The organism is Streptosporangium carneum (genome assembly GCF_027922005.1).
Lineage (GTDB): Bacteria > Actinomycetota > Actinomycetes > Streptosporangiales > Streptosporangiaceae > Streptosporangium > Streptosporangium carneum.
On the sequence record NZ_BSEV01000035.1, the window covers coordinates 1 to 24,762 of the forward strand.

A 24,762-nucleotide genomic window follows, 5' to 3' on the forward strand; every position below is an offset into this window, starting at 1 on the left:
CGCCCGGTTCGTGTCAAACTGTCGCTTTTCGCTTCAGCCCGCACTCACCCGGCCGACCCTCCAGGAGTCCTGCCTGCCCCGTCTCCGGAGCAACCCTCCAAACTTACCGTGACATCCGCGCTATGTCGAATCAACCGGTTTTCCGGCGACCAGCACAGGGCCCGAACACTGAGGTTCGTCGAGAGGGGTTCGCCCCCTGGGGCCCGTCCGCACTCAGGCGTCCGGCTCGCTCCCGGGGCATTGAGAACTCTAGGCGGGCTCCGGAAGCCCGTCAAATCAGCCGGATCCGAAGAAACCGCAGGTCAGTCGAGATCCTCAGCAGAGGAGAGGACCTTCGCTACCCAAACGTTACAGATCTAAACGGGGAACACGCCCCGTTCAAACGACGGACGCCCCGGTGGTCACCGGGGCGTCCGTCTCGTGAAACCGCCGTGCAGCCGTCAGGCGGAGACCAGCTCGGCTCCGCCGACGGAACGCTTGCCCCGGCGAAGCACCAGGAAGCGTCCGTGCAACAGGTCCTCGGCCGACGGCACGTAGGCCTCATCGGTGATCTTCACGTTGTTGAGGTACGCGCCCCCCTCCTTGACCGCCCTGCGCGCGGCGGACTTCGACTCCACCAGCCCGCTCTGGGCGAGAAGGTCGACGAAGGAGGCTCCCAGCTCGGAGATCTCGGCACGCGGCACCTCGGCGAGCGCCTCTCCCAGCGTCCGCGCGGGCAGGTCCTCCAGCGACCCCTGGCCGAACAGGGCCGCGGAGGCCGCGATCACCGCGGCGCACTCGTCCTCTCCGTGCAGCAGTGTGGTGAACTCGGTCGCGAGGGCACGCTGGGCCTCACGCGCGGCGGGCCGCTCGGCGGCCGCCTTCTCCAGCTCCTCGATCTCCTCACGGGACTTGAAGCTGTAGATCTTGAGGAACTTCACCACGTCGCGGTCGTCGGCGTTCAGCCAGAACTGGTAGAACGCGTACGGCGAGGTCATCTCCGGGTTGAGCCACACCGCGCCGCCGGCGGTCTTGCCGAACTTGGTTCCGTCGGCCTTGGTGATCAGCGGCACGGTCAGCGCGTGCACGTGGTTGCCGGTCACCCTGCGGATCAGGTCGGTTCCCGCGGTGATGTTGCCCCACTGGTCGCTGCCGCCGATCTGCAGCGTGCAGCCGTAGCGCCTGTTCAGCTCCAGGTAGTCGTTGGCCTGCAGGATCTGGTAGCTGAACTCGGTGTAGCTGAGCCCGTCTCCTCCGAGGCGGGCGGAGACCGACTCCCGGGCGAGCATGCGGTTGACCGGGAAGTGCTTGCCGACGTCGCGCAGGAAGTCGATCGCGGACATTCCCTCGGTCCAGTCGAGGTTGCTGACCAGGGCTCCCCCGCCGCTCTCCGAGAAGTCGAGGAACTTCTCCAGCTGCACACGGATCCGCGCGACCCATTCGGCGACGACCTCCGAGGAGTTGAGCGAACGCTCGGTGCTCCTGCCGCTGGGGTCGCCGATGAGGCCCGTGGCGCCGCCGACCAGGCCGACGATCCGGTGTCCCGCCCGCTGCAGACGGGTGAGGGTCAGCAGCGGAACCAGGTTTCCGACGTGGAGGGAGGGCGCGGTCGGGTCGAAGCCGCAATAGACCGTGATCGGACCCTCTGCCATCGTCGCGCGCAGGGCGTCGATGTCGGTGGACTGCGCGATCAAGCCGCGCCAGGCGAGGTCATCCAGAATGTCGGTCACGATCTTTGCTTTCCAATGCTCGAACGGTCATGTACGGCTTCGCCTACAGCCTGCCCGATCACGGCACCACTTCGCCACTTGGAAACCTCACATTACGGGGACGACCAGCGTGAACCCGTACCACTGCGAGTGTCCGCGCTGATGGTGCCGCGAGGCCCGCCCACTGCGCGAAGCCTGGAAGCCTATCTGCGGCGAGGAACGTGCGGCCGGTAGGGCGAGACCGTGCGGTCCCCGTCGATCCAGAAGCGCCATGGCGTCTCCCGCCCCGACGAGACGCCGGTGCGCGGTCCCGAGCGGATGGAGGCGGGCTTGGCGGGGTCGCCCCCCAGCACGGTGAGCGGGCCCGCCGGGACAGCGGGACAGGCGTCGAGCCCGTCGTGCTCCCTGGTGAACCCGAGCGCCACGGCCAGACGCGCGGGACCGCGTGCGAGGTCGCGCCCGGTGACGGCACGGCTCGCGCCCGTCGTTCTGCGCGCCATCGCGGTCTCGGCTCCCGAGACCACCTCACCGGCCCGCAGCAGCACGCCCGAGCCGACTCCCTCGGGGAGGCAGACCAGGTTGGCGCAGAAGTGCATGCCGTAGGTGAAGTAGACGTACAGGTGTCCGGGAGGCCCGAACATCACGGCGTTGCGGGGCGTCCTGCCGCGGAAGGTGTGGGACGCGGGGTCCTGTCCCGGCAGGCCGTACGCCTCGACCTCGGTGAGACGGACCGCCACGGGACCGTGCGCGATGACGCGGCCCAGCAGGTCGGGGGCGACCTCGTGTCCCGGCCTGTCGAAGAAGTCGCGGGTCAGGGGCAGGGATCCGGCGGGCGTCCGCCCGCCGGATCCCTGGGCCTCCGTCAGTTTCCGCTCGCCCACGCGGCCTGGCCGTCGACGGTCTCCCGCAACGCGACGAGCTGGTCGCGCACCCGGTCGGGAGCCGTGCCGCCGTGCGCCTTGCGCGCCGCCAGCGCGCCCGGCACCGAGAGCACCTCACGGGAGTCGGGCGTGAAGTGCGGCGAGACCTTGACCAGCTCCTCGTCGGTGAGCTCGTCGAAGTCCTTGTCGTTGACCTGGCACCAGACGACCAGGTGACCGACCGCCTCGTGCGCCTCCCTGAAGGGCACGCCCCTGCGGACCAGCAGCTCGGCCAGGTCGGTGGCCAGGGCGAACCCGTCGGGAGCCGAGGACTCCAGCTTGGCGGTGTTGACCCTCATGGTGGCGACCAGGCCGGCGACGGCGGGCAGGACCAGCAGCAGGGTGTCGACGGAGTCGAACACCGGCTCCTTGTCCTCCTGCAGGTCACGGTTGTAGGTCAGCGGCAGGCCCTTGAGCGTCGTCAGCAGCGACATGAGGTTGCCGATCAGGCGACCGCTCTTGCCCCTGGCGAGCTCGGCGACGTCCGGGTTCTTCTTCTGCGGCATGATCGACGAGCCGGTGGAGTAGGCGTCGTCCATCTCGATCCAGCGGAACTCCTGCGAGGCCCACAGGACGATCTCCTCGCCGAGGCGCGACAGGTGCATGCCGATCATCGCCGCGTCGAACAGGAACTCGGCGGCGAAGTCGCGGTCGGCGACGGCGTCCATCGAGTTGGGCGCGGCGGAGTCGAAGCCGAGCTCCCTGGCGACGGCCTGCGGGTCCAGCGGCAACGAGGAGCCCGCCAGCGCGCCCGAGCCGAGCGGGGAGACGGCCGCGCGCCTGTCCCAGTCGCGCAGCCGCTCGATGTCGCGGGCGAAGGCGTGGACGTGGGCCAGCAGCTGGTGGCCGAAGGAGACCGGCTGTGCGTGCTGCAGGTGGGTCATGCCGGGAGCGGCCGTCTCGGCGTGCTGCTCGGCCTGGCTCATCAGCGCGGTCTCCAGCTCGACCAGCCGGGACACGATGTGCCTGACGTGGTCGCGGAGGTAGAGCCGGAGATCGGTGGCGACCTGGTCGTTGCGGCTGCGACCGGCGCGGAGCTTGCCTCCGAGGGTGCCGAGGCGTTCCAGCAGGCCGCGCTCCAGCGCGGTGTGGACGTCCTCGTCGGCCACGGTCGGCCGGAACTCGCCCGCCTTGCAGGCCCGCTCGAGGTCGTCCAGGGCACCGATCATGCGCCCCAGCTCGTCCTCGGTGAGCAGGCCCGCGCGGTGCAGCACCCGGGCGTGCGCGCGCGAGGCCAGCAGGTCGTACGGCACGAGCCGCCAGTCGAAGTGCACGCTCACCGAGAGCCGGGTCAGCGCGTCGGCCGGACCTCCTTCGAACCGGCCGCCCCACAGCCGCATCGGCTTACCACCATCAGTCACCGTTGTTCTCCTCCCCATTCAATCCGCGACCTTAGCCCAATCAGGCCAGTCGGGCGTCCCGCGCGGAAGCGATCTTGGAGGGAAGGCTCCACAGCTCGACGAAGCCCTTGGCCAGGGACTGGTCGAAGGTGTCGCCGGTGTCGTAGGTGGCGAGGTTGAAGTCGTACAGCGACGCCTCGGAGCGCCTGCCGGTGACCGTGGCCCTTCCGCCGTGCAGGGTCATCCGGATCTCACCGGTGACGTGCTCCTGAGCCTCGGCGATGAAGACGTCCAGGGCCTTCTTGAGCGGGGAGAACCACAGGCCGTCGTAGACGAGCTCGCCCCAGCGCTGGTCGACCGACCGCTTGAAGCGGGCCAGGTCGCGCTCGACGGTGACGTTCTCCAGCTCCATGTGCGCGGTGATCAGCGCGATGGCGCCGGGCGCCTCGTAGACCTCGCGGGACTTGATGCCGACGAGGCGGTCCTCGACCATGTCGAGCCTGCCGACGCCCTGGGCGCCCGCGCGCTGGTTGAGCTCGGCGATGATCTGGAACGGGGTCAGGTGCCGTCCGTCGAGCGCCACCGGGACGCCCTTGACGAAGCTGATGATGACCTCGTCGGCCTCGCGCGGCTCGGCCGGGTCGGCGGTGTAGGAGTAGACGTCCTCGATGGGGCCGTTCCAGATGTCCTCGAGGAAGCCGGTCTCGACGGCCCTGCCCCAGATGTTCTGGTCGATCGAGTAGGGGTTCTTCTTGGTGGTCTCGATGGGGAGGTTCTTCTCCTCGGCGTAGGCGATCGCCTTGTCCCTGGTCCACGCGTAGTCACGGGCGGGGGCGATGACCTTGAGCTCGGGGTAGAGGGCGGCCAGGCCGGCCTCGAACCGGACCTGGTCGTTACCCTTGCCGGTGCAGCCGTGGGAGACGTGGGTGCCGCCGAACTGCTTGGCGGCCGCGGCCAGGTGCTTGACGATCAGCGGCCGGGACAGCGCGGAGACCAGCGGGTAGCGGTCCATGTAGAGGGCGTTGGCCTGCAGGGCGGGCACGCAGAAGTCGGCGGCGAACTCCTCGCGGGCGTCGACGACGACGGACTCGACGGCGCCGCAGTCGATGGCCCGCTTGCGGATGACCTCCATGTCCTCGCCGCCCTGGCCGACGTCGACGGCGACGGCGACGACCTCGGCGCCGGTCTTCTCGGCGAGGAACGGGATGGCGACGGAGGTGTCGAGGCCGCCGGAGAAGGCGAGTACGACCCGGTCAGTCATGATCAGTATCTCCAAAGTCTTGTACAGGTGGTTCGGGTGGAGCTCTGGGGCAGCCCGCGCGAGCGGGCTACATACGTCGGTCGGCGTGCCTCAGCAGGGCTTCCGCGACCGCCTCGCCGCCCATCGGGTCACGGCTGATGACGAGGATCGTGTCGTCTCCGGCCACCGTGCCGAGGATGGACTTCCAGCCGGCGTGGTCGATGGCGGAGGCGAGGAACTGGGCGGCTCCCGGCGGTGTCCGCACTATCACCAGGTTGGCGGAGGCGTCGGCGGAGACCAGCAGTTCCTCGGCGATCCGGCTCAGCCGGGCGGCCGGGGACTCGCCGCCGCCGAGGCGGGCCAGCGGGATTCGTCCGCCGCCCTCGCCCGGCAGGACGTAGACCAGGGAGCCGTCCTCCGCGCGCAGCTTGAGCGCGCCGAGCTCGTCCAGGTCGCGGGAGAGGGTGGCCTGGGTGACCTCGACCCCGCTCTCGAGCAGAAGCTTGGCCAGGTCGGGCTGGGAGCGGACCGGCTGCCGCGCCAGGAGTTCGGCGATGCGCGCCTGGCGGGCGACCTTGGTCATGGGGGTGGTCATGGCTTCCCCTCTCCCGCCCCTCCCGGTCCGGCCTGCGCGCCGGTCGCCGAGACCAGCCAGTGCAGCAACGCCTTCTGGGCGTGCAGCCGGTTCTCCGCCTGGTCCCACACCCGGCTCCGGGGACCGTCCAGGACGTCGGCGGAGATCTCCAGCCCCCGGTAGGCGGGCAGGCAGTGCAGCACGATCGCGCCCGGGTCCGCCCGCTCCATCAGCTCGGCGTTGACCTGGAAGGGCATCAGGTCGGCGACCCGCTGTTCCTTGCCGTCCTGGCCCATCGAGACCCAGGTGTCGGTGGTGACCACGTCGGCCCCCTCGACGGCCTCGCCCGCCTCGGACAGCACGGCGACCGAGCCGCCGGTGCTCGCGGCGATCTCGCCGGCGCGCCGCAGGACCTCCGGGTCGGGCCGGTATCCGGCCGGGGCGCCGATCCGCACGTGCATGCCGGCGAGGGCTCCGCCCAGCAGGTAGGAGTGGGCCATGTTGTTGGCACCGTCTCCGAGGTAGGCCAGAGTGAGTCCGGAGGCCTTGCCGAAGTGCTCCCTGACGGTCTGCAGGTCGGCGAGGATCTGGCAGGGGTGGAACTCGTCGGTCAGCGCGTTGACCACCGGCACCGAGGAGATCGACGCCATGGCCTCGACCCTTTCCTGGCCCGCGGTGCGCCACACGATGGCGCCGACCTGGCGTTCCAGGACTCGGGCGGTGTCCTCGATGGGCTCGCCCCGCCCCATCTGTGAGGCCCCCGCGTCGATGATCAGCGGCAGGCCGCCCAGCTCGCCGATGCCGACCGCGAAGGAGATCCTGGTGCGGGTCGAGGGCTTGTCGAAGAGCACGGCGACCGTCTGCGGGCCCTCGAAGGGACGGTAGCCGTAGCGGTCCTTCTTCATGGCCTCGGCCAGGTCGAGCACCTCCGCCTGCTCGGCAGGCGACAGGTCGTCGTCGCGCAGGAAGTGCCTGACCCCCGCCGGGTCCGTGCGGCTCTCAGTCATCGGAGGCCGCCTCGTCCAGGAGGGCGGGGAGGGCGGAGACGAAGGAGGCGACCTGCTCGGAGGTGATCACGAGCGGGGGTGCGAGCCGTACGGCGTCGGGCTGCAGGGCGTTGACCAGGAACCCGGCCCGCTGCGCCGCCGCCTGGAGCCGCGCGGAGCGGTCGGCGGTCAGGACGACGGCCAGCCACAGACCGCGGCCTCTGACTCCGGCGAGCAGGGGGTGGTCGATCGCGGCGATGCCGTCGGAGAGCTGGGCGCCGACGGTCCTGACGTGCTCGAGCAGGCCCTCGCTCTCGATGGTGTCGAGCACGGCGAGCGCGGCGGCGGCCGAGACGGGGTTGCCGCCGAAGGTGGAGCCGTGGTCGCCCTTGGCCAAGATGGTGCCCGCCTGGCCGAGGCCGACGCAGGCGCCGATCGGCATCCCGCCGCCGAGCCCCTTGGCCAGGGTCAGCACGTCGGGCAGGGCGCCGTCGTGCTGGTGGGCGAACCAGTGGCCGGTGCGGCCGATCGCGGACTGGATCTCGTCGGCGACCAGCAGCGCGCCGGTCGCGTCGCAGATCTCCCTCGCGGCCCTGAGGTAGCCCTCCGGTGGGGGGACGACCCCGGCCTCGCCCTGGGTGGGTTCGAGGAAGACGGCGGCGCACTCGTCGGTGACGGCGTTCTTCAGCGCGTCGGCGTCGCCGTACGGGACGAAGCGGACATCGATCGGGAAGGGGCCGAACTGGTCGCGGATGGCCGGCTTGCCGGTCAGCGAGAGCGCGCCGAGGGTCCGGCCGTGGAAGCCGTTCTCCGTGGCCACGAAGTAGGTGCGGCCGTTGGCCTTGCCGTACTTGATGGCGATCTTGAGTGCCGCCTCGTTCGCCTCGGTGCCGGAGTTGGTGAGGAACACCCTGGCGGGGACGCCGAGCAGGCCGATGAGCCGTTCGGCGAGCAGCACCTCGGGCTCGTGCAGGAACAGGTTGCTGGTGTGCGCGAGCGTGGCGACCTGCCGGGAGACGGCCTCGACCAGGGCGGGGTGGGCGTGGCCGAGGGAGCTGACCGCGATGCCGCCGATCAGGTCGAGGTACTCGACGCCGTCGACGTCCCAGACCTTCGAGCCCTCGCCGCGCGCGAGCGCCACGGGAGGGACGCCGTAGGTGGGGATGAAGGCGGCCTCGAAGCGCTCGCTGAGAGCCTCCGAGGCGCGAGTCTCGTGTTTGCTCACGTGTCACTCCCGTTCAGCTTGATGGTGGCGCTCAGCCTCCGCTTGACCAGATCGGGCACGGCCGGCGCCTTGGCGGCGTCCGGCAGCACCATCGTGCCGACGCCCTCGTCGGTGAAGATCTCCAGCAGCACCGAGTGGGGCACCCTGCCGTCGAGCACGTGCGCCTGGGGCACGCCGCCCTTGACGGCCGTCAGGCACGCCTCCATCTTGGGCACCATGCCGCTGGACAGGCTCGGCAGGAGCCCGTCGAGCTCGGTGGCCGACAGCCGCCTGATGACCTCGTTCTCACCGGCGGCCGCGTCGGGGCGCCAGTCGCGGTAGAGGCCCTCGACGTCGGTGAGGACGATCAGCTTGGACGCCTTGAGCGCCACGGCGAGGGCCGCCGCGGCGGTGTCGGCGTTGACGTTGTAGACGGTGCCGTCGTCGCTGCGCGCGATCGAGGAGACGACCGGGATGCGCCCGTCGTCGAGCAGCGCCTGCACGGCTCCGGCCTCGACGTCGACGATGTCGCCGACCTGGCCGATGTCGACCAGGGCGCCGTCGACGACGGCGTGCTTGCGGATCGCGGTGAACAGGTGCGCGTCCTCGCCCGACATGCCGATCGCGAGCGGACCGTGCCTGTTGATCAGTCCGACGACGTCGCGGTTGACCTGGCCGACCAGCACCATCCTGACGACCTGCATCGCCTCGGGGGTGGTGACCCGCAGGCCCGCGGTGAAGGTGGACTCGATGCCGAGCCTGTCGAGCTGGGCGTTGATCTGCGGGCCGCCGCCGTGCACGATCACAGGCTTGAGCCCGGCGTAACGCAGGAAGACGACGTCGTCGGCGAACTTCTCCCGCAGGTGCTCCTCGGTCATCGCGTTTCCGCCGTACTTGATGACGACGGTCGCGCCCTGGAAGCGGGCGAGCCAGGGCAGCGCCTCGATCAGCGTGTGCGCCTTGGCCAGGGCGGTCTCTGTCCTGGAGGCGGCGCCGGTCTCGGTGCTCACGACGAGTAGGCCGAGTTCTCGTGGACGTAGGCCGCGGTGAGGTCGGTGGTGTGGATCGTCGCCGTGTGCGGGCCCGCCGACAGGTCGACGGTGATCGTCACGTCGCGGGGGCGCAGGTCGACCTTCGAGCGGTCGTCCCCGGCGGCGCCGCCTCTGCAGATCCAGACGCCGTTGATGGCCACGTTGAGCCGGTCCGCCTCGAAGACGGCGTCGGTGGTGCCGACCGCGGACAGCACCCGGCCCCAGTTGGGATCCTCACCGTAGATGGCGCACTTGAGCAGGTTGGAGCGGGAGACCGCGCGGCCGACGACGACCGCGTCCTCCTCCGAGGCCGCGCCGATGACCTCGATGGCGATCGCCTTGGTCGCGCCCTCGGCGTCCACCAGGAGCTGGCGGGCGAGGTCGGCGCAGACGGCGCGGACCACCTGTCCGAACTCGGCGAGGTCGGGGGTGACTCCGGACGCGCCGCTGGCCAGCAGCAGGACGGTGTCGTTGGTCGACATGCAACCGTCGGCGTCGAGCCGGTCGAAGGTGACCCTGGTCGCCTCGCGGAGCGCCGTGTCGAGGTGTTCCGCGGGCACGTCGGCGTCCGTGGTGATCACGCAGAGCATGGTGGCCAGGCCGGGGGCGAGCATGCCCGCGCCCTTCGCCATCCCGCCGACCATGTAACCGCCCTCGCCCCGCCTGAAGGAGATCTTGGAGACGGTGTCGGTGGTGCGGATGGCGTCGGCGGCGGCCAGGCCGCCGTCCCTGCTGATCTGGGAGGTCGCGACGTCGACCCCGTCGAGCAGGGCGTCCATCGGCAGCCGCTCGCCGATCAGGCCGGTCGAGCAGACCGCGATCTCGCCCGCCGACTCCTGGAGCGCCTCGGCGACCTTCTCCGCGGTCGCGTGGGTGTCCTGGAAGCCGAGCGGCCCGGTGCAGGCGTTGGCGCCGCCCGAGTTGAGGACGACGGCCCTCACCCGGCCTCCGGCCAGCACCTGCTGGGACCACAGGACGGGCGCGGCCTTGACGCGGTTGCTCGTGAAGACACCTGCCGCGGCGCGTGACGGGCCGTCGTTGACGACCAGTGCCAGGTCGCGGGCGTCACCGGACTTGATTCCTGCGGCGATGCCCGCTGCCCGGAAGCCGAGGGGGGCGGTCACACTCATGGGGCGACTCCGTTGAGAGGAAGGCCGAGCTCTTCTGACAGGCCGAGCGCGAGGTTGGCGCTCTGGATCGCGCCTCCCGCGGTGCCCTTGGTGAGGTTGTCGATGGCGACGACGACGACGACGCGTCCCGCGCGCTCGTCCAGGGTCACCTGGAGGGCGGCGGTGTTGGCGCCGAGGGTCATCGAGGTGGCGGGCCACTGCCCCTCGGGCAGCAGTCGCAGGAACGGCTCGTCCTTGGTCGCGGTCTCGTACGCCTCACGCAGGACCTGGGCGGTGACGCCGGGCTTCGCGGGCGCCGTGCAGGTGGCGAGGATGCCGCGGCTCATCGGGGCCAGCATGGGGGTGAAGGAGACCTTCACGGGGGCGCCCGCCAGCGGGGAGAGGTTCTGCTCCATCTCGGGGGTGTGCCGGTGGACTCCGCCGACGCCGTACGCGCTGACCGAGCCCATCACCTCACTGCCCAGGAGGTGCGGCTTGAGCGACTTGCCCGCTCCGCTCGTGCCGGTCGCCGCGACCACGACCAGGTCGGGCTCGGCCAGATCGGCGGCGAAGGCGGGGAACATCGCCAGAGTGACGGCTGTGGGGTAGCAGCCGGGGACGGCGATCCTGCGGGTCGCGCGGAGGGCGTCGCGCCGGCCGGGCAGTTCGGGCAGGCCGTACGGCCACGAGCCCGCGTGGACGCCGCCGTAGAAGTGGTCCCAGGCGGCGGGGTCGGTGAGCCGGAAGTCCGCGCCGCAGTCGACGACCAGCGTGTCGTCGCCGAGCTGCGCGGCGACGGCGGCGGACTGACCGTGCGGGAGGGCCAGGAAGACGAGGTCGTGTCCGCCCAGGGTCTCCGCGCTCGTCTCCAGGAGCGTCCGGTCGGCCAGCGGCGTCAGGTGGGGCTGGTGCGCGCCCAGGAGGGCGCCGGCGTTCGACCCCGCGGTCAGCGCGCCGATCTCGATCTCGGGGTGGGACAGCAGCAGGCGCAGAAGCTCGCCTCCGGCATAGCCGCTGGCACCCGCGATCGCCGCCTTCATCCGTCCCCCCAAAGTCTGCATATTCATGCATCTTTACTTATGAACTTACTAGAGAGATTATGCACGCCAAAGGATCGCCATGCAAGCCGCCGGTCCGGCGATTCCACCAGGTGAGACAGCGCCGCCGTCGTCGAACTTCACATATAGCCACATTTCTCCCCGCATGGTCATGCGGAGGATCACCGCGGCACGTGCCCGGCAAGGTGCCGCGGAAAACCGTTTGCTTCAGCACAAGTTGCCGCCGAGACTGTCGTTTCGTGCAAGAAACTCCTGATCGCCCCCTCAGAAGCCTGCTCCGCAGGATCGGAATGGACCTGGGCCCGCTCCGCGACTCACGTGACTTCCGGCTGCTGTTCGCCTCAGGGGTGGTCACGATGTTCGGCACCTTCCTCACACTCGTCGCGCTCCCCCTGCAGATGAAGGAGCTCACCGGCTCCTACCTGGCGGTCGGGCTGGTCAGCGTCGCCGAGTTCGTGCCGATGGTGGTGTGCGGGCTCTGGGGCGGGGCGATCGCGGACGCGCTGGACCGACGCAAGATCATTCTCTACACGGAGATCGGGCTCTGCGTCACGGTGCTGATCCTGACCGTCAACGCCCTGCTGCCCGACCCGCAGGTCTGGGTGCTCTACGTGGTCGGGGCCCTCACCGCGGGCCTGGGCAGCCTGCAGCGGCCCAGCATGGAGGCGCTGATGCCTCGCGTGGTCAGGCACGACCAGCTCGGCGCCGCGGCCGCACTGGCCGGCTTTCGCTGGAACCTCGGCGCCATCGTCGCCCCCGGGCTCAGCGGCGTGATCGCCGCCACCTTCGGCGTGGCCGCCGCCTACGGGATCAACGTGGTCACCTTCCTGGTCTCCCTGCTCCTGCTCCTGCTCGTCAGGGTGCCGCCCCAGTCACAGGACGCTCCCCCCGCCTCGATCGAGGCGCTGGCCGAGGGCGTCCGCTACGCCGTACGGCGCCCTGACCTGATGGGCACCTACCTGGTCGACATCGCCGCGATGGTCTTCGCCTTCTCCACCGCGCTCTACCCGTTCCTGGCGGACGAGCTCGGCGTCCCCGAGACGGTCGGCCTGTTCCTCTCCGCCTCCGCCGTCGGCTCGCTGATCGCCTCCGTCACCTCCGGGTGGACCGCGCACGTCCACCGGCAGGGGCTCGGCGTCATCGTCGCGGCGGTCGTCTGGGGCGTCGCCGTGGCGGTCGCGGCCGTCATGCCGACCGTGTGGGGCATATTCGCCTGCCTGGCGGTGGCCGGGGCGGCCGACATGATCAGCGGCGTGTTCCGGTCCACCATCTGGAACCAGACCATTCCCGACGAGCTCAGGGGCCGCCTGGCCGGAATCGAGCTGCTGTCCTACACCAGCGGCCCGATGCTCGGCAACGCGCGGGCGGGCCTGATGGCCGACGTCGGCGGCACCCGGTTCTCCCTGGGAGCGGGCGGCCTGCTGTGCGTCGGCGCGGTCGCGGCCATGGCGGCGCTGCTGCCCAGGTTCCGCCAGTACGACGCCCGCACCGACGAGCACGCGCTGCGGGAACGCGCCCGCCGCGAGGCCCTCTCCGAGACCTGACGTCGACAGGCTCTGACCCGCGCGAAACCCTCAGCCTGGCTCACACCAGCCGTCGCGCTCCTCCGCCAGGCTCTCCAGGCGCGCCACCGCCCCAGGGGGCAGGGCGTCGCCGGGGTCCTCGACGACCACGAGCCACTGGGCGTCCTCGGCGTCGTCCTCTCCCGCGAGGGTCTCCCGCACCACCAAGGGCGTGCCCGCCTGGGGAAACTCCTCGGCCACGGTGTCGGCCACCTCCTCGGCGTCCTCGCGTTCGGCGAACACCAGCAGGTGCCTCATCGTCCCTCCTTCAGCGAAAGGCCCCGGCGGCACCGGAAGTTCCGGTGCCGCCGGGGCCTGGCCGTGTCCGCCCCGGACCGGCCCTGTCGATCAGACGCCGCGGAGCTGGGCGCCGGTGCGCTCGCCCGCGAGGGCGACCGCGGCGTCACGGGCCGCGGTGGTCTCCTCCACGGTCAGCGTCCGGTTGGGCGCCCTGAAGCGCAGGGAGTAGGCCAGTGACTTCCTGCCCTCCCCGATCTGCGCTCCGGCGTAGACGTCGAACAGCCGGATCGACTCCAGCAGGTCGCCCGCCCCCTCGCGCAGCGCCGCCTCGACGGCGCCCACCGGAGTCTCGCCGTCGACGACGAGCGCGACGTCCTGGGTGGCGACCGGGTAGGCGGAGAGCATGGCGGGAGCCTGTGCCGTGCCCGGCGCCAGCCGCTCGAGGCGGGTCAGCTCAAGCTCCATCGCGCTGGTGCGCGGCGGCAGGCCGTAGGCCTCGACGACGCGCGGGTGCAGCTCTCCGGCGTGGCCGACCAGCACGTCTCCGGCGTACAGCGCGGCGCAGCGGCCCGGGTGCCAGGGCTCGTGCCGGTCGGCACGGACATCGAGGACGACGCCCGCCTCACGGGCCACCGTTCGGGCCGCCTCGACGGCGTCCGCCCAGCCGCCCGCGCGGCCCGCGCCCCACCAGCCCGACCGCTCGAACTCGCCCGCCAGCACCACGCCGACCCGCAGCGGCTGGGCGGGCAGAGCCGACTCGATCAAGGCGAGCTCGTCCTCCTGCGGCCTGCGCTCCACGCTCAGCACCGGCGCGGTCGCCGGCGCGTCCGCGGAGGGCCGGTAGACAAGGCCCGTCTCGAACAGCGCCGCGTCGCCGAAGCCCCTGCCCACGTTGCGGACGAGCGTCTTGAGCAGCCCGGGCAGCAGCGTGGTCCGCATCAGCGGCTCGTCCTCGCTGAGCGGGTTGGCCAGCCGTACGGCGAGGCGGCGGGCGTCATCCGCGGGCAGCTGCATGTTGTCGAAGTCGCGTTCCCCGACGAACGGGTAGGCGAGGATCTCGACGTAGCCCGAGCCTGCCAGCGCCCTGCCGACCCGGCGGCGCAGCCGCTGGGACTCGGTGAGGCCCGCGCCCGCGGGGGCGCCCGGCAGGATCGAGGGCAGCTTCTCGTAGCCTTCGAGCCGGATGACCTCCTCCGCGAGGTCGTTGGGGTCGGTCAGGTCGGGCCGCCACGACGGCGGGGTGACCGTCAGCATGTCGTCGCCGGTGACCGCGAGCTTGGCGGCGATCTCGTCGGCGGGGGCGACCGAGCCGCTCTCGACCGTGCAGCCGACCTGCTCGAGGCAGCGGACCACGGTGTCCCGGTCGTAGACGACCCCGGCGACCCTGCCGGGGTAGTCGCTGGAGATGGAGACGCGGGCGGGCTCGATCTCGATCGCGGCGTGGGTCACGCCCGGCTGGATCACCCCGCCGCCGAGCTCGGCCAGCAGCTGGGCCGCCCGCCACGAGGCGTACAGCGGAAGCTCCCGGTCCACGCCCCGCTCGAAGCGCTTGGACGCCTCGCTGACCAGGTTGTGGCGGCGGGACATCCGCGCGACGCCGCTGGCGGAGAAGTGCGCGGCCTCGATCACGATGTCGGTCGAGGCGTCGGAGATCTCGGTGTTCAGGCCGCCCATGGTCCCGGCCATCGAGATGGCCCCCGACGCGTCGGTGATGAGGATGTCCTCGGGATCGAGCTCGCGCACGACGTGGTCGAGGGTCTCCAGCCTCTCGCCGGGCTCGGCGCGGCGCACGACGATCTCACCCTGGAGTTTGGCGGCGTCGAAGGCGTGCAGGGGCTGGCCGAGCTCCAGCATCACGTAGTTGGTGACGTCGACCGCCAGCGAGACCGGCCGCATGCCCGCGCGCGACAGGCGCGTCCGCATCCACAGCGGGCTCTGCGCCGACTGGTCGAAGCCCTGGATCTCGCGGAGCACGAAACGGTCGCACGCGGTCGGGTCGGCGATCGAGGCCGGGTACGACGGAGCGGACTCCGCGGGCGGGGAGACGTCCGCCGGGTCGAGGAAGGCGACCTTGAAGGCGGTGGCGGCCTCCCTGGCCACGCCGCGCACCGACAGCGCGTAGCCGATGTCCGGGGTGATCTCCATCTCGATCACGTCGTCGCGCAGGCCGAGCAGCTCGACCACGTCCGCGCCGATGGGCGTGCCCTCGGGCAGCACCATGATGCCGTTGTGCTCGTCGCTCAGACCGAGCTCGCGCTCGGAGCAGATCATGCCCTCGGACATCCGCCCGTAGGTCTTGCGCGCGCCGACCTCGAACCCGCCGGGCAGCACGCCGCCGGGCAGCACGACCGGCACCCGGTCGCCGACGACGAAGTTGGTCGCGCCGCACACGATCTCACGCGGCGCGGCCTCCCCGACCTCGACCTGGCAGTGCCGGATGGGCTTCTTGAACCCCTGCAGCTCCTCGATGGCGAGCACCTCGCCGACCACCACGTTCTTGACGTCGTGGCCGTAGGAGGTGATGGCCTCCAGTTTGAGCCCGGCGGCGGTCAGCCTGTCGGCGATCTCCTGGGCGGTGGCGACGGGGAGATCGACGTACTCCCGCAGCCATGAAAGCGGGACCTTCATCAGACCTCCATCCCGAACGGGAGCGTGAAGCGCACGTCTCCCTCGACCATGTCACGCATGTCCTCTGCGTTGTGGCGGAACATCAGCGTGCGCTCGATGCCCATGCCGAAGGCGAAACCGCTGTAGCGGCCCGGGTCGACGCCGCAGGCGATGAGCACCCGCGGGTTGACCATGCCGCAGCCGCCCCACTCGATCCAGCCCTCCGACTTGCACGTGCGGCAGGGCGGGTTGCCCGGCACCGCGGAGGCGCCGCGGCACACGAAGCATTTGAGGTCCATCTCGGCCGAGGGCTCGGTGAACGGGAAGTAGTTCGGCCTGAACCTCGTGGTGATGCCCTCGCCGAACATCACCTCGGCGAACCGGTCCAGGGTGCCCTTGAGGTGGGCCATGGTCAGGCCCTCGTCGACCGCCAGCCCCTCGACCTGGTGGAAGACCGGGGTGTGGGTCGCGTCGAGCTCGTCGGTGCGGAACACCTTGCCGGGCGAGATCACGTAGACCGGCAGGGAACGGCTCAGCAGTGCCCGGATCTGCACCGGCGAGGTCTGCGTGCGCAGCACCTTGCCCGACTCGACCGACTCCACGAAGAAGGTGTCGTGCTCGGAGCGCGCCGGGTGGTCGGGCGAGATGTTCAGCGCGTCGAAGTTGAACCACTCCCCTTCCAACTCGGGCCCCTCCGCCACCTCGTAGCCCATTCCGACGAACGCGTCGGCGATGCGCTCCTGCAGGGTGGTCAGCGGATGCCTGGCGCCGCGCGCGACACGGTCCCAGGGCAGCGTGACGTCGACGGTCTCCTCGACGAGGACCCTCTCGTCACGCTCGGCCTCCAGTTGCGCCTGCCGCTCGGCGAGCGCCTCGGCGACGGCCTTGCGGGCGCCGCCGATGCGCTTGCCCGCCTCGGCGCGGGCCGCGGGCGGAAGCGCGCCGATCTCGCGGTTGGCCAGGGCGATCGGAGAACGGTCGCCGGCGTGCACGAGCCGTACCTGCTTGAGTTCGTCGAGGTCGCGCGCCGCCTTGATGGCGTCGAGCGCGTCAGCCTGCATGCGCGCCATCTCGTCGGCGTGCAGCGGGGTCACCTCGACCGGGTCGTAGTTAGACAAGAGAGAGCTCCGAATCCAGGGCTTGAGCGGCCATGAGTCTAGTCGGGGAGGCCCACCGGGCTGGCATCCGCGCTCAGGCGAAGTCAGGGGTCCCGGTGGGCACCATAAATCGGAACTCAGCCCCGCCTTCGGGCCCCCGCTGCACGGAGATGGTGCCGCCGTGGGCCTCGATCAGGCCCTTGACGATGAACAGGCCGAGCCCCGTGCCACCGCGGCGGCGGGCGTTGCCCCGCCAGAACTGCCGGAACACGCGCGTGGCCAGCTCGGGCGGGATGCCCTCTCCCTGGTCACGGACGGACACGGTCACTCCCCACTGGTTCGGCTCGATGACTATTGTCACCGTACCGCGTCCGTGACGCACGGCGTTTTCCAGCAGGTTGGCCAACACCTGGTCGATCTTGTCCTGGTCGAGCCAGGTCTCGGGCAGTTCGCCGCGCACCTGGAGCCTGAAGCGGTCCTCCGCCTCTCCCGCGGCGACCCGCCCAGCGATGATCTTCCTGGCTCTGGCCGGGATGTCGACCACCTGGCGGTGGATCTCCAGCCTTCCCGACTCGATGCGGGACACGTCGAGCAACTCGGTGATCAGCCGGGTCACCCGGTCGGCGTCGGCGTTGACCGTCTCCAGCATGACGAGCTTCTGGTCCTCGGTGAAGCGGGTCCACTTGGCGAGCAGGGTCGCGGTGAACCCCTTGACGCTGGTCAGCGGAGAGCGGAGCTCGTGGGCCACGGTGGAGACCAGGTCGGCGCGGCTGCGCTCGAGGCGGGCCCTCGCACCCGCGTCGCGCATCGTGATCACCACTCGGACGATCTCCCCGCCCCGCTCGGGCCTGCGCACCAGGCGGGCGGCGACGAGCATCTCCTGCCCTCCCGGGGTGCGCAGCGGCAGCTCGGGCTGGCGGGTGCGGGTGGACAGCCCTCCGTAGGTGTCGAGCCACTTCCACCAGTCGCGCCCGTCATGGTCCCTGAAGGAGAACACGTCTCTCAGATGCCGACCCGCCGCCTGGCTCTGGGTGATCCCGGTGAGACGGGTCGCGGCCCGGTTGACGGTCAGCACGTGGCCGTCCCGATCGGTCACGACGAGGCCGTCGGGAAGATCGTCGACGTCGATCACACAGGCGGAATCAGCGCTCCGCTCGTCGGTGTGTTCGCCGTGCACGACCCCGCCTCCTCGACGCTACAACGCCGACAATAGCGGGTTTCCCGGGTTCTCCGGCAGCCTCGGGCCGGGGGGCGTCACCCGTCCAGGGGACGGGTGCGCTGAGACCGGGCAGATGCGTACAGACACACCGCGGCGGCGGTCGCGAGGTTGAGGCTCTCCGCCCGTCCGTAGATCGGCACCCTGACCACCTCGTCGGCCTCCCGCAGGATCTCCTCGGGCAGGCCCCAGGCCTCGTTGCCGAAGATCCAGGCGGTCGGCCCCGACAGGTCCACGTCGTCCAGCGTCCGCGTTCCCGCGCCGTCCGCGGCGAGCACCCGCAGGCCCGAGTCCTTGAGCCTCCGTACGGCCTGCGTGACCGGCGTGCCGGTGACGACGGGCAGATGGAAGAGGCTTCCCGCGCTGGCCCGCACGCACTTGCCGTTGTAGGGGTCGACGGAGGCGTCGGTGAAGACCACCGCGTCGGCGCCGGCCGCGTCCGCGGTGCGCAGCACGGTTCCGGCGTTGCCGGGGTCGCGGACGTGGGCGAGCACCGCCACCAGCCTGGCGTCGGCGGTGACGGCGGTGTCGAGGGGGACGTGCACGAACCGGCACACCGCCAGCAACCCCTGGGGGGTGACGGTCTGGGCCAGCTCCGCCATGACCTCGCCGCTGGCCCGGTGCAGGGGCACCCCGGCCGCCGCCGCGGCGGCGACGATCTCGGCGTGCCGCAGCTCCGCCTCGGCGGTGGCGAACAGCTCGGTCACGACGCCGCCCAGCTCCAGCGCCTCGCGGACCGCCTGCGGCCCCTCGGCCAGGAAGGACCGGTCACGATCCCTGAAGGCCCGTTTGGTCAGCCGCCGCGCCGCCTTGACCCTCGGCGACTTGATGTTGGTCAGCTCAGATCCCGCCATGCCCGTCCCCAAAGAAATGCGAATGCGGCCCACAGCGTGATCGCTGTGGGCCGCATGTTCGTCAGTGCCGGATTCAGCCGGCGACCGGCGCGTTCACGTCGGCCGGCAGCGCCTTCTTGGCGGCCTCGACCAGCGTCGCGAACGTGGCGGCGTCGTTGACCGCGAGGTCGGCGAGGATCTTGCGGTCGACCTCGATGGAGGCCAGGCGCAGACCCTGGATGAGACGGTTGTAGGTGATGCCGTTCTGGCGGGCAGCGGCGTTGATGCGCTGAATCCACAGACGGCGGAAGGTGCCCTTGCGGTCCTTGCGGTCGCGGTAGGCGTAGGTCATCGAGTGGAGCATCTGCTCCTTGGCCTTGCGGTACAGCCTGGAGCGCTGCCCCCGGTAGCCCTTCGCCCGCTCGAGAACGACCTTGCGCTTCTTCTTGGCGTTGATCGCCCGCTTCACGCGTGCCATGTGTATCTATCTCCCCGGGGGCCGTTACTTAGCGAGCAGCTTCTTGATCTTCTTGGCGTCGGCGTCAGAGAGCACGACCTCGGGCTTGAGACGACGCGTCAGCTTGGACGACTTCCACTCGTTGTAGTGCGCGCGGTTGGCGCGGCGGCGCTTGATCTTGCCGGAGCCGGTGAGCCGGAACCGCTTCTTCGCACCGCTGTGCGTCTTCATCTTCGGCATCTCAGCCGTCTCTCCCTCGATCGTGCCGATGTCCCGGGCCGGTAACCCGAGTCAAGGGCATGCCTGACTGCGAGACCGGACCCGGTCTCGGCTTCATCTCGCGACTACCTGACGGTTCAGGCTATGCGAGTCACTCCTGCGGAGCGGCCACCTGGTCCTCGACCGGCTCGCTGCTTCCCGGGGTGTCCTCGTCACGCCGCGCCTTGGCCGCCGCCTTCTCGGCCTTGGCCTCAGCCTTCTTCTTGTGCGGCCCGATCACCATGATCATGTTACGACCGTCCTGCTTGGGCTGGGACTCGACGAAGCCCAGCTCCGTGACGTCCTCCGCCAGCCGCTGCAGGAGCCGGAACCCCAGCTCGGGCCGGGACTGCTCACGCCCGCGGAACATGATCGTGACCTTGACCTTGTCTCCCGCCTTGAGGAACCGCACCACGTGACCCTTCTTGGTCTCGTAGTCGTGCGGGTCGATCTTCGGCCGGAGCTTGATCTCCTTGATGATCGTGTACGCCTGGTTGCGCCGCGCCTCGCGTGCCTTCATCGCGGACTCGTACTTGAACTTGCCGTAGTCCATGAGCTTGCACACGGGCGGGCGAGCCGTAGCCGCGACCTCGACGAGGTCGAGGTCGGCTTCCTGAGCCAGCTTCAGAGCATCGCCGATCGAGACGATGCCAACCTGTTCGCCGTTCGGGCCGACGAGGCGGACCTCGGGGACGCGAATACGGTCGTTGATGCGGGGCTCGGCGCTGATGGGGCCTCCTAGGTTGCGATCCGCCGCCGTCCTTGCAGGCGGCTTTGCACATACTCGATCGTGCCGGGAGGTCGCGGAACGCAGGCCGTTTCCAGGTCGAGAAGCGCGAAATGCCCCGCACGTCGCGCATGCGGGGCCACATGAGTCCGTCGGTTTCGAAACCGCGAACTCCCCGGAGTCATCCGGCTGTGATCCTGGACCTGCCGACCTCGCGGTCGACCAGGTGGGAGGTGAACCTCCGCTTGCGCGTCCAGCAGGCATGCCGGACCGATCGAGTAATCACACTACCACAACCACGGACACCCACCGAATCATCCCGGAGACCATCCCCTCGGAGCCACTTTTCCGCAACCCGTTGCCCAATATGCCGATGGTCGATATATAAAGATCGTATGAGTGAACGATCGATGCAGGAACCCACGTTCCTGATCCTCACGGCCCTGGCCGCGGGTCCCCAGCACGGCTACGGGGTGATCACCGACGTCCAGGAGATCTCCGGCGGCCGGGTGCGGCTGCGGGCCGGCACGCTGTACGCCGCCTTCGACCGCCTGGAATCGGAGGGCCTCGTCGCCGCCGACCGCGAGGAGATCGTGGACGGCCGCGTACGGCGCTACTACCGGCTGACCGAGGAGGGGAGCACGCGTCTGGCCACCGAGGCGGAACGGCTGCGCAGGCACGCGGAGGCGGCGTCGGCCCGGCTGCGCGTCCGGCTCGCCGGCGGGGCGTTCCTGCTCCGCCTCACCGGGGGTGAGGCATGAGCGCACTGGAGGACCGCTACCGCAGGCTGCTCGTCTTCTACCCCAGGGAGCACCGGGCACGGCACGGGGAGGAGATGGTGGGGGTGATGCTCGCCCGGACGGAGGCGGGGCGACGTCACCCCGACCCGGGTGACGTGCTCGACGTCGTCAGGGGCGGACTCCAGATCCGCCTCCGGCACGCCTTCGGCCCGGGAAGCGCGACGTACTGGCGCGACGCGCTGAACATCGCCGCGATCGTCGCGCCGCTGTACTTCCTGGTCACCGAACTCGGCGTGTGGGGCATGGCGCTCTGGGTCTCTGGCGCGCTGCCTGTCTCCTACACGCTGCTGCCGCTCTCCCTCGCGCTCCCCCAGTTCCTGACGATCGGCCTGGCCCTGCGTGGCATGCGGTGGAGCGCCGCGGCCTGCGCGTGGATCTGGGTGGTCGTGAACACGGTGATGAGCGTGAGGTTCCGCATGGACCCGAGCGTCTCTCCCGGGCAGAGCGCGACCTCCCTGCCGCTGGACTTCCCCTTCGTCTCCCTCGCCACGGCCTTCGACGTGCTGCCCGCCGTGATCGTCGCGCTCCTGCTGACGCTCGCGCCCCGTCCGGCGGAGGGAGCGACGCTGATCGGCCGCGGAAAGCTCCTGCGCTGGGTCGTGACGGCGGTCCTGACGCTGAACGTGGTCGGCGCTCTGGAGTACTTCCTGACCCCCGAGGTCATGCCTGACGGGATGGCCGTGACGGCACTGCTCTGCATGGCCTGCGGAGCCGCCAGCCGCACCCCGACGGGCCGCCGCGTCCTGGCGCTCCTGCTTCCGCCGCTCGCGGTGATCTACCAGGGTGTGCCGCTGGGCGGCCCGTACGACTCCGACTGGTTCCCGCTGGGCGTGCGGGTGCTGGTCGCCGCCGTCATCTTCGTCGTGGCCAGGCAGGGCTTCCGGCCGTACGGCTCGGGGACGGTCAGCTACCCGGAGCCGCTCGCCTGACGATCTCGGCCTTGCCCGCCGCGCGCATCGCCTCGACCGGCACGTCGGTCCGGCCGGTCATCATCTCGACCTGCCGGACCGCCTGGTGCAGCAGCATCGGGAAGCCGCCGATCACGACGCCGCCCCCGTCCGAGACGGCCGACGCCAGACGGGTCGGCCACGGGGCGTAGACCACGTCGAAGAGAGCGGGGACCCCGGCCGCCAGGCCGGCGAAGCCGTCGGCGGCTCCCGCGGGCAGGGTCGAGACGAGCAGGTCCACGTCCAGGACCGTCTCCAGCTTGTCGAAGGTCCGCAGCGACAGGGTGGTGCCCAGCCGCTCGGCGACCTCGGCGGTCTCCCCTGCCCTGGCCTGGTCGCGGACCACCAGGTTGACCTCGGACAGGCCGAGCTCGCGCAGGGCCGCCAGCGTCGAGGCGGCCGTCGCTCCCCCGCCGAGGATCGTCGCGCTCGAGGGCGGCGCGATCCCGGCCTCGGCGATCGCCTGGACGATGCCGTGGACGTCGGTGTTGTCCCCGTGGCGGCCGCCCTCCGAGAAGATCACGGTGTTGGCCCCGCCGACCTGGACCGCCAGGTCGGAGACCGTGTCGAGCAGCGGCAGCACGGCGCGCTTGAGCGGCATGGTCAGCGACAGGCCCGCCCACTCCGGCCCGAGCCCGTCGACCAGGCCCGCCAGCCCCGCCTCGTCGCACTCGAACGCCTCGTACTGCCAGTCGTACAGGCCGAGCCCCTCGTACGCGGCACGGTGCAGGTGCGGCGAGAGGGAGTGGGCGATGGGAGATCCGAGAACCGCCGCCTTCATCATCCGCTCCCGCGGTTCTTCTCGAACTCCGCCTTCAGCCGGAGGAACTCCGCCTCGGTGGAGGCGAACTTGGTGATGCCCCGCTTCGGATCCGTGGTCACGAACCAGACCCAGGCGCCCTTCGCCGGGTTGAGCGCCGCCTGGATGGCGTGGTCGCCGGGGTTGGCGATGGGGCCGGGAGGCAGGCCCGTGTGCATGTAGGTGTTGTAGGGCGACTTGCTCTGCAGGTCCTCGTTGGTGGCGGAGATGCCGTACTTGTTCAGCCCGTACATCACCGTGCTGTCCATCTCGAGCTTGCGGTTGGTGTCGAGACGGTTGTAGATGACGCGGGCCACCTTCGGCATGTCCTGGAGGTTGCCGGACTCGGCCTGGACGATGCTGGCGATCGTCATGATCTCGTGGGGCGTGTGACCGAGGCCCTTGGCCGCCGACTTCAGCCCGTCCTTCTCCGCGGTCTGGTTGAAGCGGTCGACCATCGCGGTCAGGATGTCCGCCGCGGTCATCTTGGGGGTGATGTCGTAGGTGGCGGGGAAGGCGTAGCCCTCCAGGCGGCCCTTGGCGTAGCCGGGCAGGCCGAGCGCCTTGACGTTCTTGGAGGCCTGCTGGAAGTCCTTGAGCGGCTTGCCCGTCTCCTTCGCGAGCGTCGTCAGGGTGTCCGACAGGCGCAGGCCCTCCTTGAGGGTCACCCGCTCCAGCAGCCGCAGGGTCGGGTCGAGCAGCTTGACGGCCGCCGCCGCGGACATCTGCTTGCGCATGCGGTACTCGCCGGGCTGCAGCGAGGAGCTCTTGCCCGCGTCGGCGACGGCGCCGGTGAAGGTCCTGGCGCTCTTGACCACGCCCTGCTTCTCCAGGGTCTGCGCGACGTCGGAGGCGGTCTGCCCGTCCTTGATCTCCACGACGACCTCGCCGGCGCCCTCGCCGGTGTAGTCCTCGGGGGTCATCACACCGCGCAGCCAGGTGTAGCCGTAGAAGCCCGCCGCGCCTATGCCGCCCAGCAGGACGATGACCGCGAGCATCGGGGCGAGGAACCCTCCCCGGTTGCGGCGCCGTCTGCGGCGGCGGCCGCGTCGCCCCGAGGGCGCGCGGGAGCCGCGCCGTGACCCGTCGTCGTCCTCGGCGCCGACCAGAAAGTCCATATCGAGCCCGTTCATAGATGCGCTGGCCAATCTCCCGGTAGGGACGGCCTGGCGTCAAGCGGGTCTGCCAAACCGAGGGGGGACCCCGGAGCCGACACCGCGGTTCGCCTGGCGCCTTCGCGCGAGCCATCGATGTGGACCGCCGCATGCCGCGAAACGGGGGGTATTCCGCCGGACATCAACGCGTCCCGAGGTATCTGTTCAGCTGTTCCCGGTATCTCACAAACTCACTCTCTTTGTCAGTGAATTTCGTGATTCTATGCTCCGGATCCATGGCGACAAACCATAGCCAATCACCTTGACCTGGCCGCTGGACAGCTCTCAGTGCCTTCTCCTCGGGATTTTCCGCAGATCCGAGCGGCGGACCCAACCTCGGACAGACGACGTACGGAGGCCTCACCCCCGCGCCCCTCGACCGCGAGCGGCTCACCGCACGGTCCCACCGCTCGGCTCCCCGCCGGACGGCCCTCCCGGCGGCTCGACGGGCCTGCCCGGCGGCCTGCCGGTGGCGCGCTCACTGTCCAGGGCCGCCTGGAGCAGCACGACGGCCGCCGCCTGGTCGACCACGCCGCGCTGGTTCCTGGCCTTGACCCCGCTGGCCCGCAGGCCCTGCTGGGCGGTGACCGTGGTCAGCCGCTCGTCGAAAAGACACACCGGGACGGGAACGACCCGCGACGAGAGACGGACGGCGAACTCGCGTGCCGCCTCGGCCGCCTGTCCCTCACGCCCGGACAGCGAGGTGGGCAGGCCGACCACGATCTCGACGACCTCGTACTCGGCCGCGATCTCCGCGAGCCGGTCCAGGTCGCCCCTGCCGCGCCGTACGGTCTCCACCGGCGTGGCCAGCAATCCGGAGGGATCGCTGCGAGCCACGCCGATGCGGACCGAGCCGACGTCGACGCCAAGTCGAATGCCGCTTCTCATCATCATTGCCTCCGCCTTGCGAGCCGT

At 70.6% G+C, this 24,762-nt stretch carries 24 protein-coding genes; 3 read left to right on the plus strand and 21 right to left on the minus strand.

The genetic code is table 11. The annotated features are described in order from the left end of the window. Window positions 1-440: 440 nt before the first annotated feature. The 10 genes from tyrS to argC all read right to left on the minus strand — a co-directional run bounded on the left by tyrS (window position 441) and on the right by argC (window position 11,132). Window positions 441-1,709 carry a tyrosine--tRNA ligase gene (tyrS, locus tag PKF00_RS39470; protein ID WP_271222873.1) on the minus strand — a complete coding sequence of 423 codons (1,269 nt, stop codon included), beginning with the start codon at window positions 1,707-1,709 and terminating at the stop codon, window positions 441-443. 182 nt (window positions 1,710-1,891) lie between these two features. Continuing rightward, window positions 1,892-2,569, minus strand: a complete 678-nt coding sequence (locus PKF00_RS39475) for a DNA-3-methyladenine glycosylase (protein WP_309298470.1) — start codon at window positions 2,567-2,569, stop codon at window positions 1,892-1,894. After that, window positions 2,551-3,969 (minus strand): argininosuccinate lyase, encoded by a 1,419-nt coding sequence (gene argH / locus PKF00_RS39480; RefSeq protein ID WP_271222874.1) that lies wholly within the window; start codon window positions 3,967-3,969, stop codon window positions 2,551-2,553. The genes PKF00_RS39475 and argH overlap by 19 nt, the downstream gene beginning before the upstream one ends. Window positions 3,970-4,009: 40 nt before the next feature. Next, window positions 4,010-5,209, minus strand: coding sequence for an argininosuccinate synthase (locus PKF00_RS39485; protein WP_271222875.1), 1,200 nt, complete (start codon window positions 5,207-5,209; stop codon window positions 4,010-4,012). 67 nt (window positions 5,210-5,276) lie between these two features. After that, window positions 5,277-5,783, minus strand: a complete 507-nt coding sequence (locus PKF00_RS39490; protein WP_271222876.1) for an arginine repressor — start codon at window positions 5,781-5,783, stop codon at window positions 5,277-5,279. Beyond that, window positions 5,780-6,769 carry an ornithine carbamoyltransferase gene (gene argF, locus PKF00_RS39495; RefSeq protein WP_271222877.1) on the minus strand — a complete coding sequence of 330 codons (990 nt, stop codon included), beginning with the start codon at window positions 6,767-6,769 and terminating at the stop codon, window positions 5,780-5,782. The genes PKF00_RS39490 and argF overlap by 4 nt, the downstream gene beginning before the upstream one ends. Next, window positions 6,762-7,973: an acetylornithine transaminase gene (locus PKF00_RS39500; RefSeq protein ID WP_271222878.1), complete on the minus strand. Its 1,212-nt coding sequence runs from the start codon at window positions 7,971-7,973 to the stop codon at window positions 6,762-6,764. Before PKF00_RS39500 ends, argF begins: the two co-directional genes overlap by 8 nt. Continuing rightward, on the minus strand, window positions 7,970-8,962 hold the full coding sequence (gene argB, locus PKF00_RS39505; protein ID WP_271222879.1) for an acetylglutamate kinase: 993 nt from the start codon (window positions 8,960-8,962) through the stop codon (window positions 7,970-7,972). Before argB ends, PKF00_RS39500 begins: the two co-directional genes overlap by 4 nt. Continuing rightward, window positions 8,959-10,113, minus strand: coding sequence for a bifunctional glutamate N-acetyltransferase/amino-acid acetyltransferase ArgJ (argJ, locus tag PKF00_RS39510; protein ID WP_271222880.1), 1,155 nt, complete (start codon window positions 10,111-10,113; stop codon window positions 8,959-8,961). The genes argB and argJ overlap by 4 nt, the downstream gene beginning before the upstream one ends. Next, window positions 10,110-11,132, minus strand: a complete 1,023-nt coding sequence (gene argC, locus PKF00_RS39515) for an N-acetyl-gamma-glutamyl-phosphate reductase (RefSeq protein WP_271222942.1) — start codon at window positions 11,130-11,132, stop codon at window positions 10,110-10,112. The genes argJ and argC overlap by 4 nt, the downstream gene beginning before the upstream one ends. A 257-nt stretch (window positions 11,133-11,389) precedes the next feature. On the opposite strand from argC, the gene PKF00_RS39520 reads away from it, so the two are divergent. Further along, window positions 11,390-12,694, plus strand: coding sequence for an MFS transporter (locus tag PKF00_RS39520; RefSeq protein ID WP_271222881.1), 1,305 nt, complete (start codon window positions 11,390-11,392; stop codon window positions 12,692-12,694). 30 nt (window positions 12,695-12,724) lie between these two features. On the opposite strand, the gene PKF00_RS39525 is transcribed toward PKF00_RS39520, so the two are convergent. From PKF00_RS39525 to infC, 8 genes are all read right to left on the minus strand, one after another. After that, window positions 12,725-12,970, minus strand: coding sequence for a hypothetical protein (locus PKF00_RS39525; RefSeq protein WP_271222882.1), 246 nt, complete (start codon window positions 12,968-12,970; stop codon window positions 12,725-12,727). 90 nt (window positions 12,971-13,060) lie between these two features. Beyond that, on the minus strand, window positions 13,061-15,580 hold the full coding sequence (pheT, locus tag PKF00_RS39530) for a phenylalanine--tRNA ligase subunit beta (RefSeq protein ID WP_271222883.1): 2,520 nt from the start codon (window positions 15,578-15,580) through the stop codon (window positions 13,061-13,063). After that, window positions 15,580-16,629, minus strand: a complete 1,050-nt coding sequence (gene pheS, locus PKF00_RS39535; RefSeq protein WP_271222943.1) for a phenylalanine--tRNA ligase subunit alpha — start codon at window positions 16,627-16,629, stop codon at window positions 15,580-15,582. The genes pheT and pheS overlap by 1 nt, the downstream gene beginning before the upstream one ends. Before the next feature lie 121 nt (window positions 16,630-16,750). Continuing rightward, complete coding sequence (locus PKF00_RS39540; RefSeq protein ID WP_271222884.1) at window positions 16,751-17,833, minus strand: sensor histidine kinase; 1,083 nt, start codon at window positions 17,831-17,833, stop codon at window positions 16,751-16,753. A gap of 77 nt (window positions 17,834-17,910) precedes the next feature. Further along, complete coding sequence (locus PKF00_RS39545) at window positions 17,911-18,726, minus strand: TrmH family RNA methyltransferase (RefSeq protein ID WP_271222885.1); 816 nt, start codon at window positions 18,724-18,726, stop codon at window positions 17,911-17,913. Window positions 18,727-18,799: 73 nt separating this feature from the next. Then, window positions 18,800-19,183 (minus strand): 50S ribosomal protein L20, encoded by a 384-nt coding sequence (gene rplT, locus PKF00_RS39550; protein WP_012892552.1) that lies wholly within the window; start codon window positions 19,181-19,183, stop codon window positions 18,800-18,802. A gap of 24 nt (window positions 19,184-19,207) precedes the next feature. Further along, window positions 19,208-19,402 carry a 50S ribosomal protein L35 gene (rpmI, locus tag PKF00_RS39555; protein WP_184716514.1) on the minus strand — a complete coding sequence of 65 codons (195 nt, stop codon included), beginning with the start codon at window positions 19,400-19,402 and terminating at the stop codon, window positions 19,208-19,210. A 130-nt stretch (window positions 19,403-19,532) separates the two neighbouring features. Next, window positions 19,533-20,411 (minus strand): translation initiation factor IF-3, encoded by an 879-nt coding sequence (gene infC / locus PKF00_RS39560; RefSeq protein ID WP_271222886.1) that lies wholly within the window; start codon window positions 20,409-20,411, stop codon window positions 19,533-19,535. 131 nt (window positions 20,412-20,542) lie between these two features. Here infC and PKF00_RS39565 point away from each other — a divergent pair, with 131 nt between their 5' ends. Together PKF00_RS39565 and PKF00_RS39570 are read left to right on the plus strand one after the other, a co-directional pair. Beyond that, a complete protein-coding gene (locus PKF00_RS39565) occupies window positions 20,543-20,908 on the plus strand; it encodes a PadR family transcriptional regulator (protein ID WP_271222887.1) in 366 nt (121 codons plus the stop codon). Next, window positions 20,905-21,876 (plus strand): hypothetical protein, encoded by a 972-nt coding sequence (locus PKF00_RS39570; protein WP_271222888.1) that lies wholly within the window; start codon window positions 20,905-20,907, stop codon window positions 21,874-21,876. The genes PKF00_RS39565 and PKF00_RS39570 overlap by 4 nt, the downstream gene beginning before the upstream one ends. Here PKF00_RS39570 and PKF00_RS39575 read toward each other — a convergent pair. From PKF00_RS39575 to ruvX, 3 genes are all read right to left on the minus strand, one after another. Further along, complete coding sequence (locus PKF00_RS39575) at window positions 21,851-22,675, minus strand: shikimate dehydrogenase (RefSeq protein WP_271222889.1); 825 nt, start codon at window positions 22,673-22,675, stop codon at window positions 21,851-21,853. The genes PKF00_RS39570 and PKF00_RS39575 overlap by 26 nt on opposite strands. After that, window positions 22,675-23,811, minus strand: coding sequence for an endolytic transglycosylase MltG (gene mltG, locus PKF00_RS39580; RefSeq protein WP_271222890.1), 1,137 nt, complete (start codon window positions 23,809-23,811; stop codon window positions 22,675-22,677). Before mltG ends, PKF00_RS39575 begins: the two co-directional genes overlap by 1 nt. Window positions 23,812-24,237: 426 nt before the next feature. After that, entirely contained in the window at window positions 24,238-24,735 is a 498-nt protein-coding gene (gene ruvX, locus PKF00_RS39585; RefSeq protein WP_271222944.1) for a Holliday junction resolvase RuvX, read from the minus strand. Window positions 24,736-24,762 lie beyond the last annotated feature (27 nt).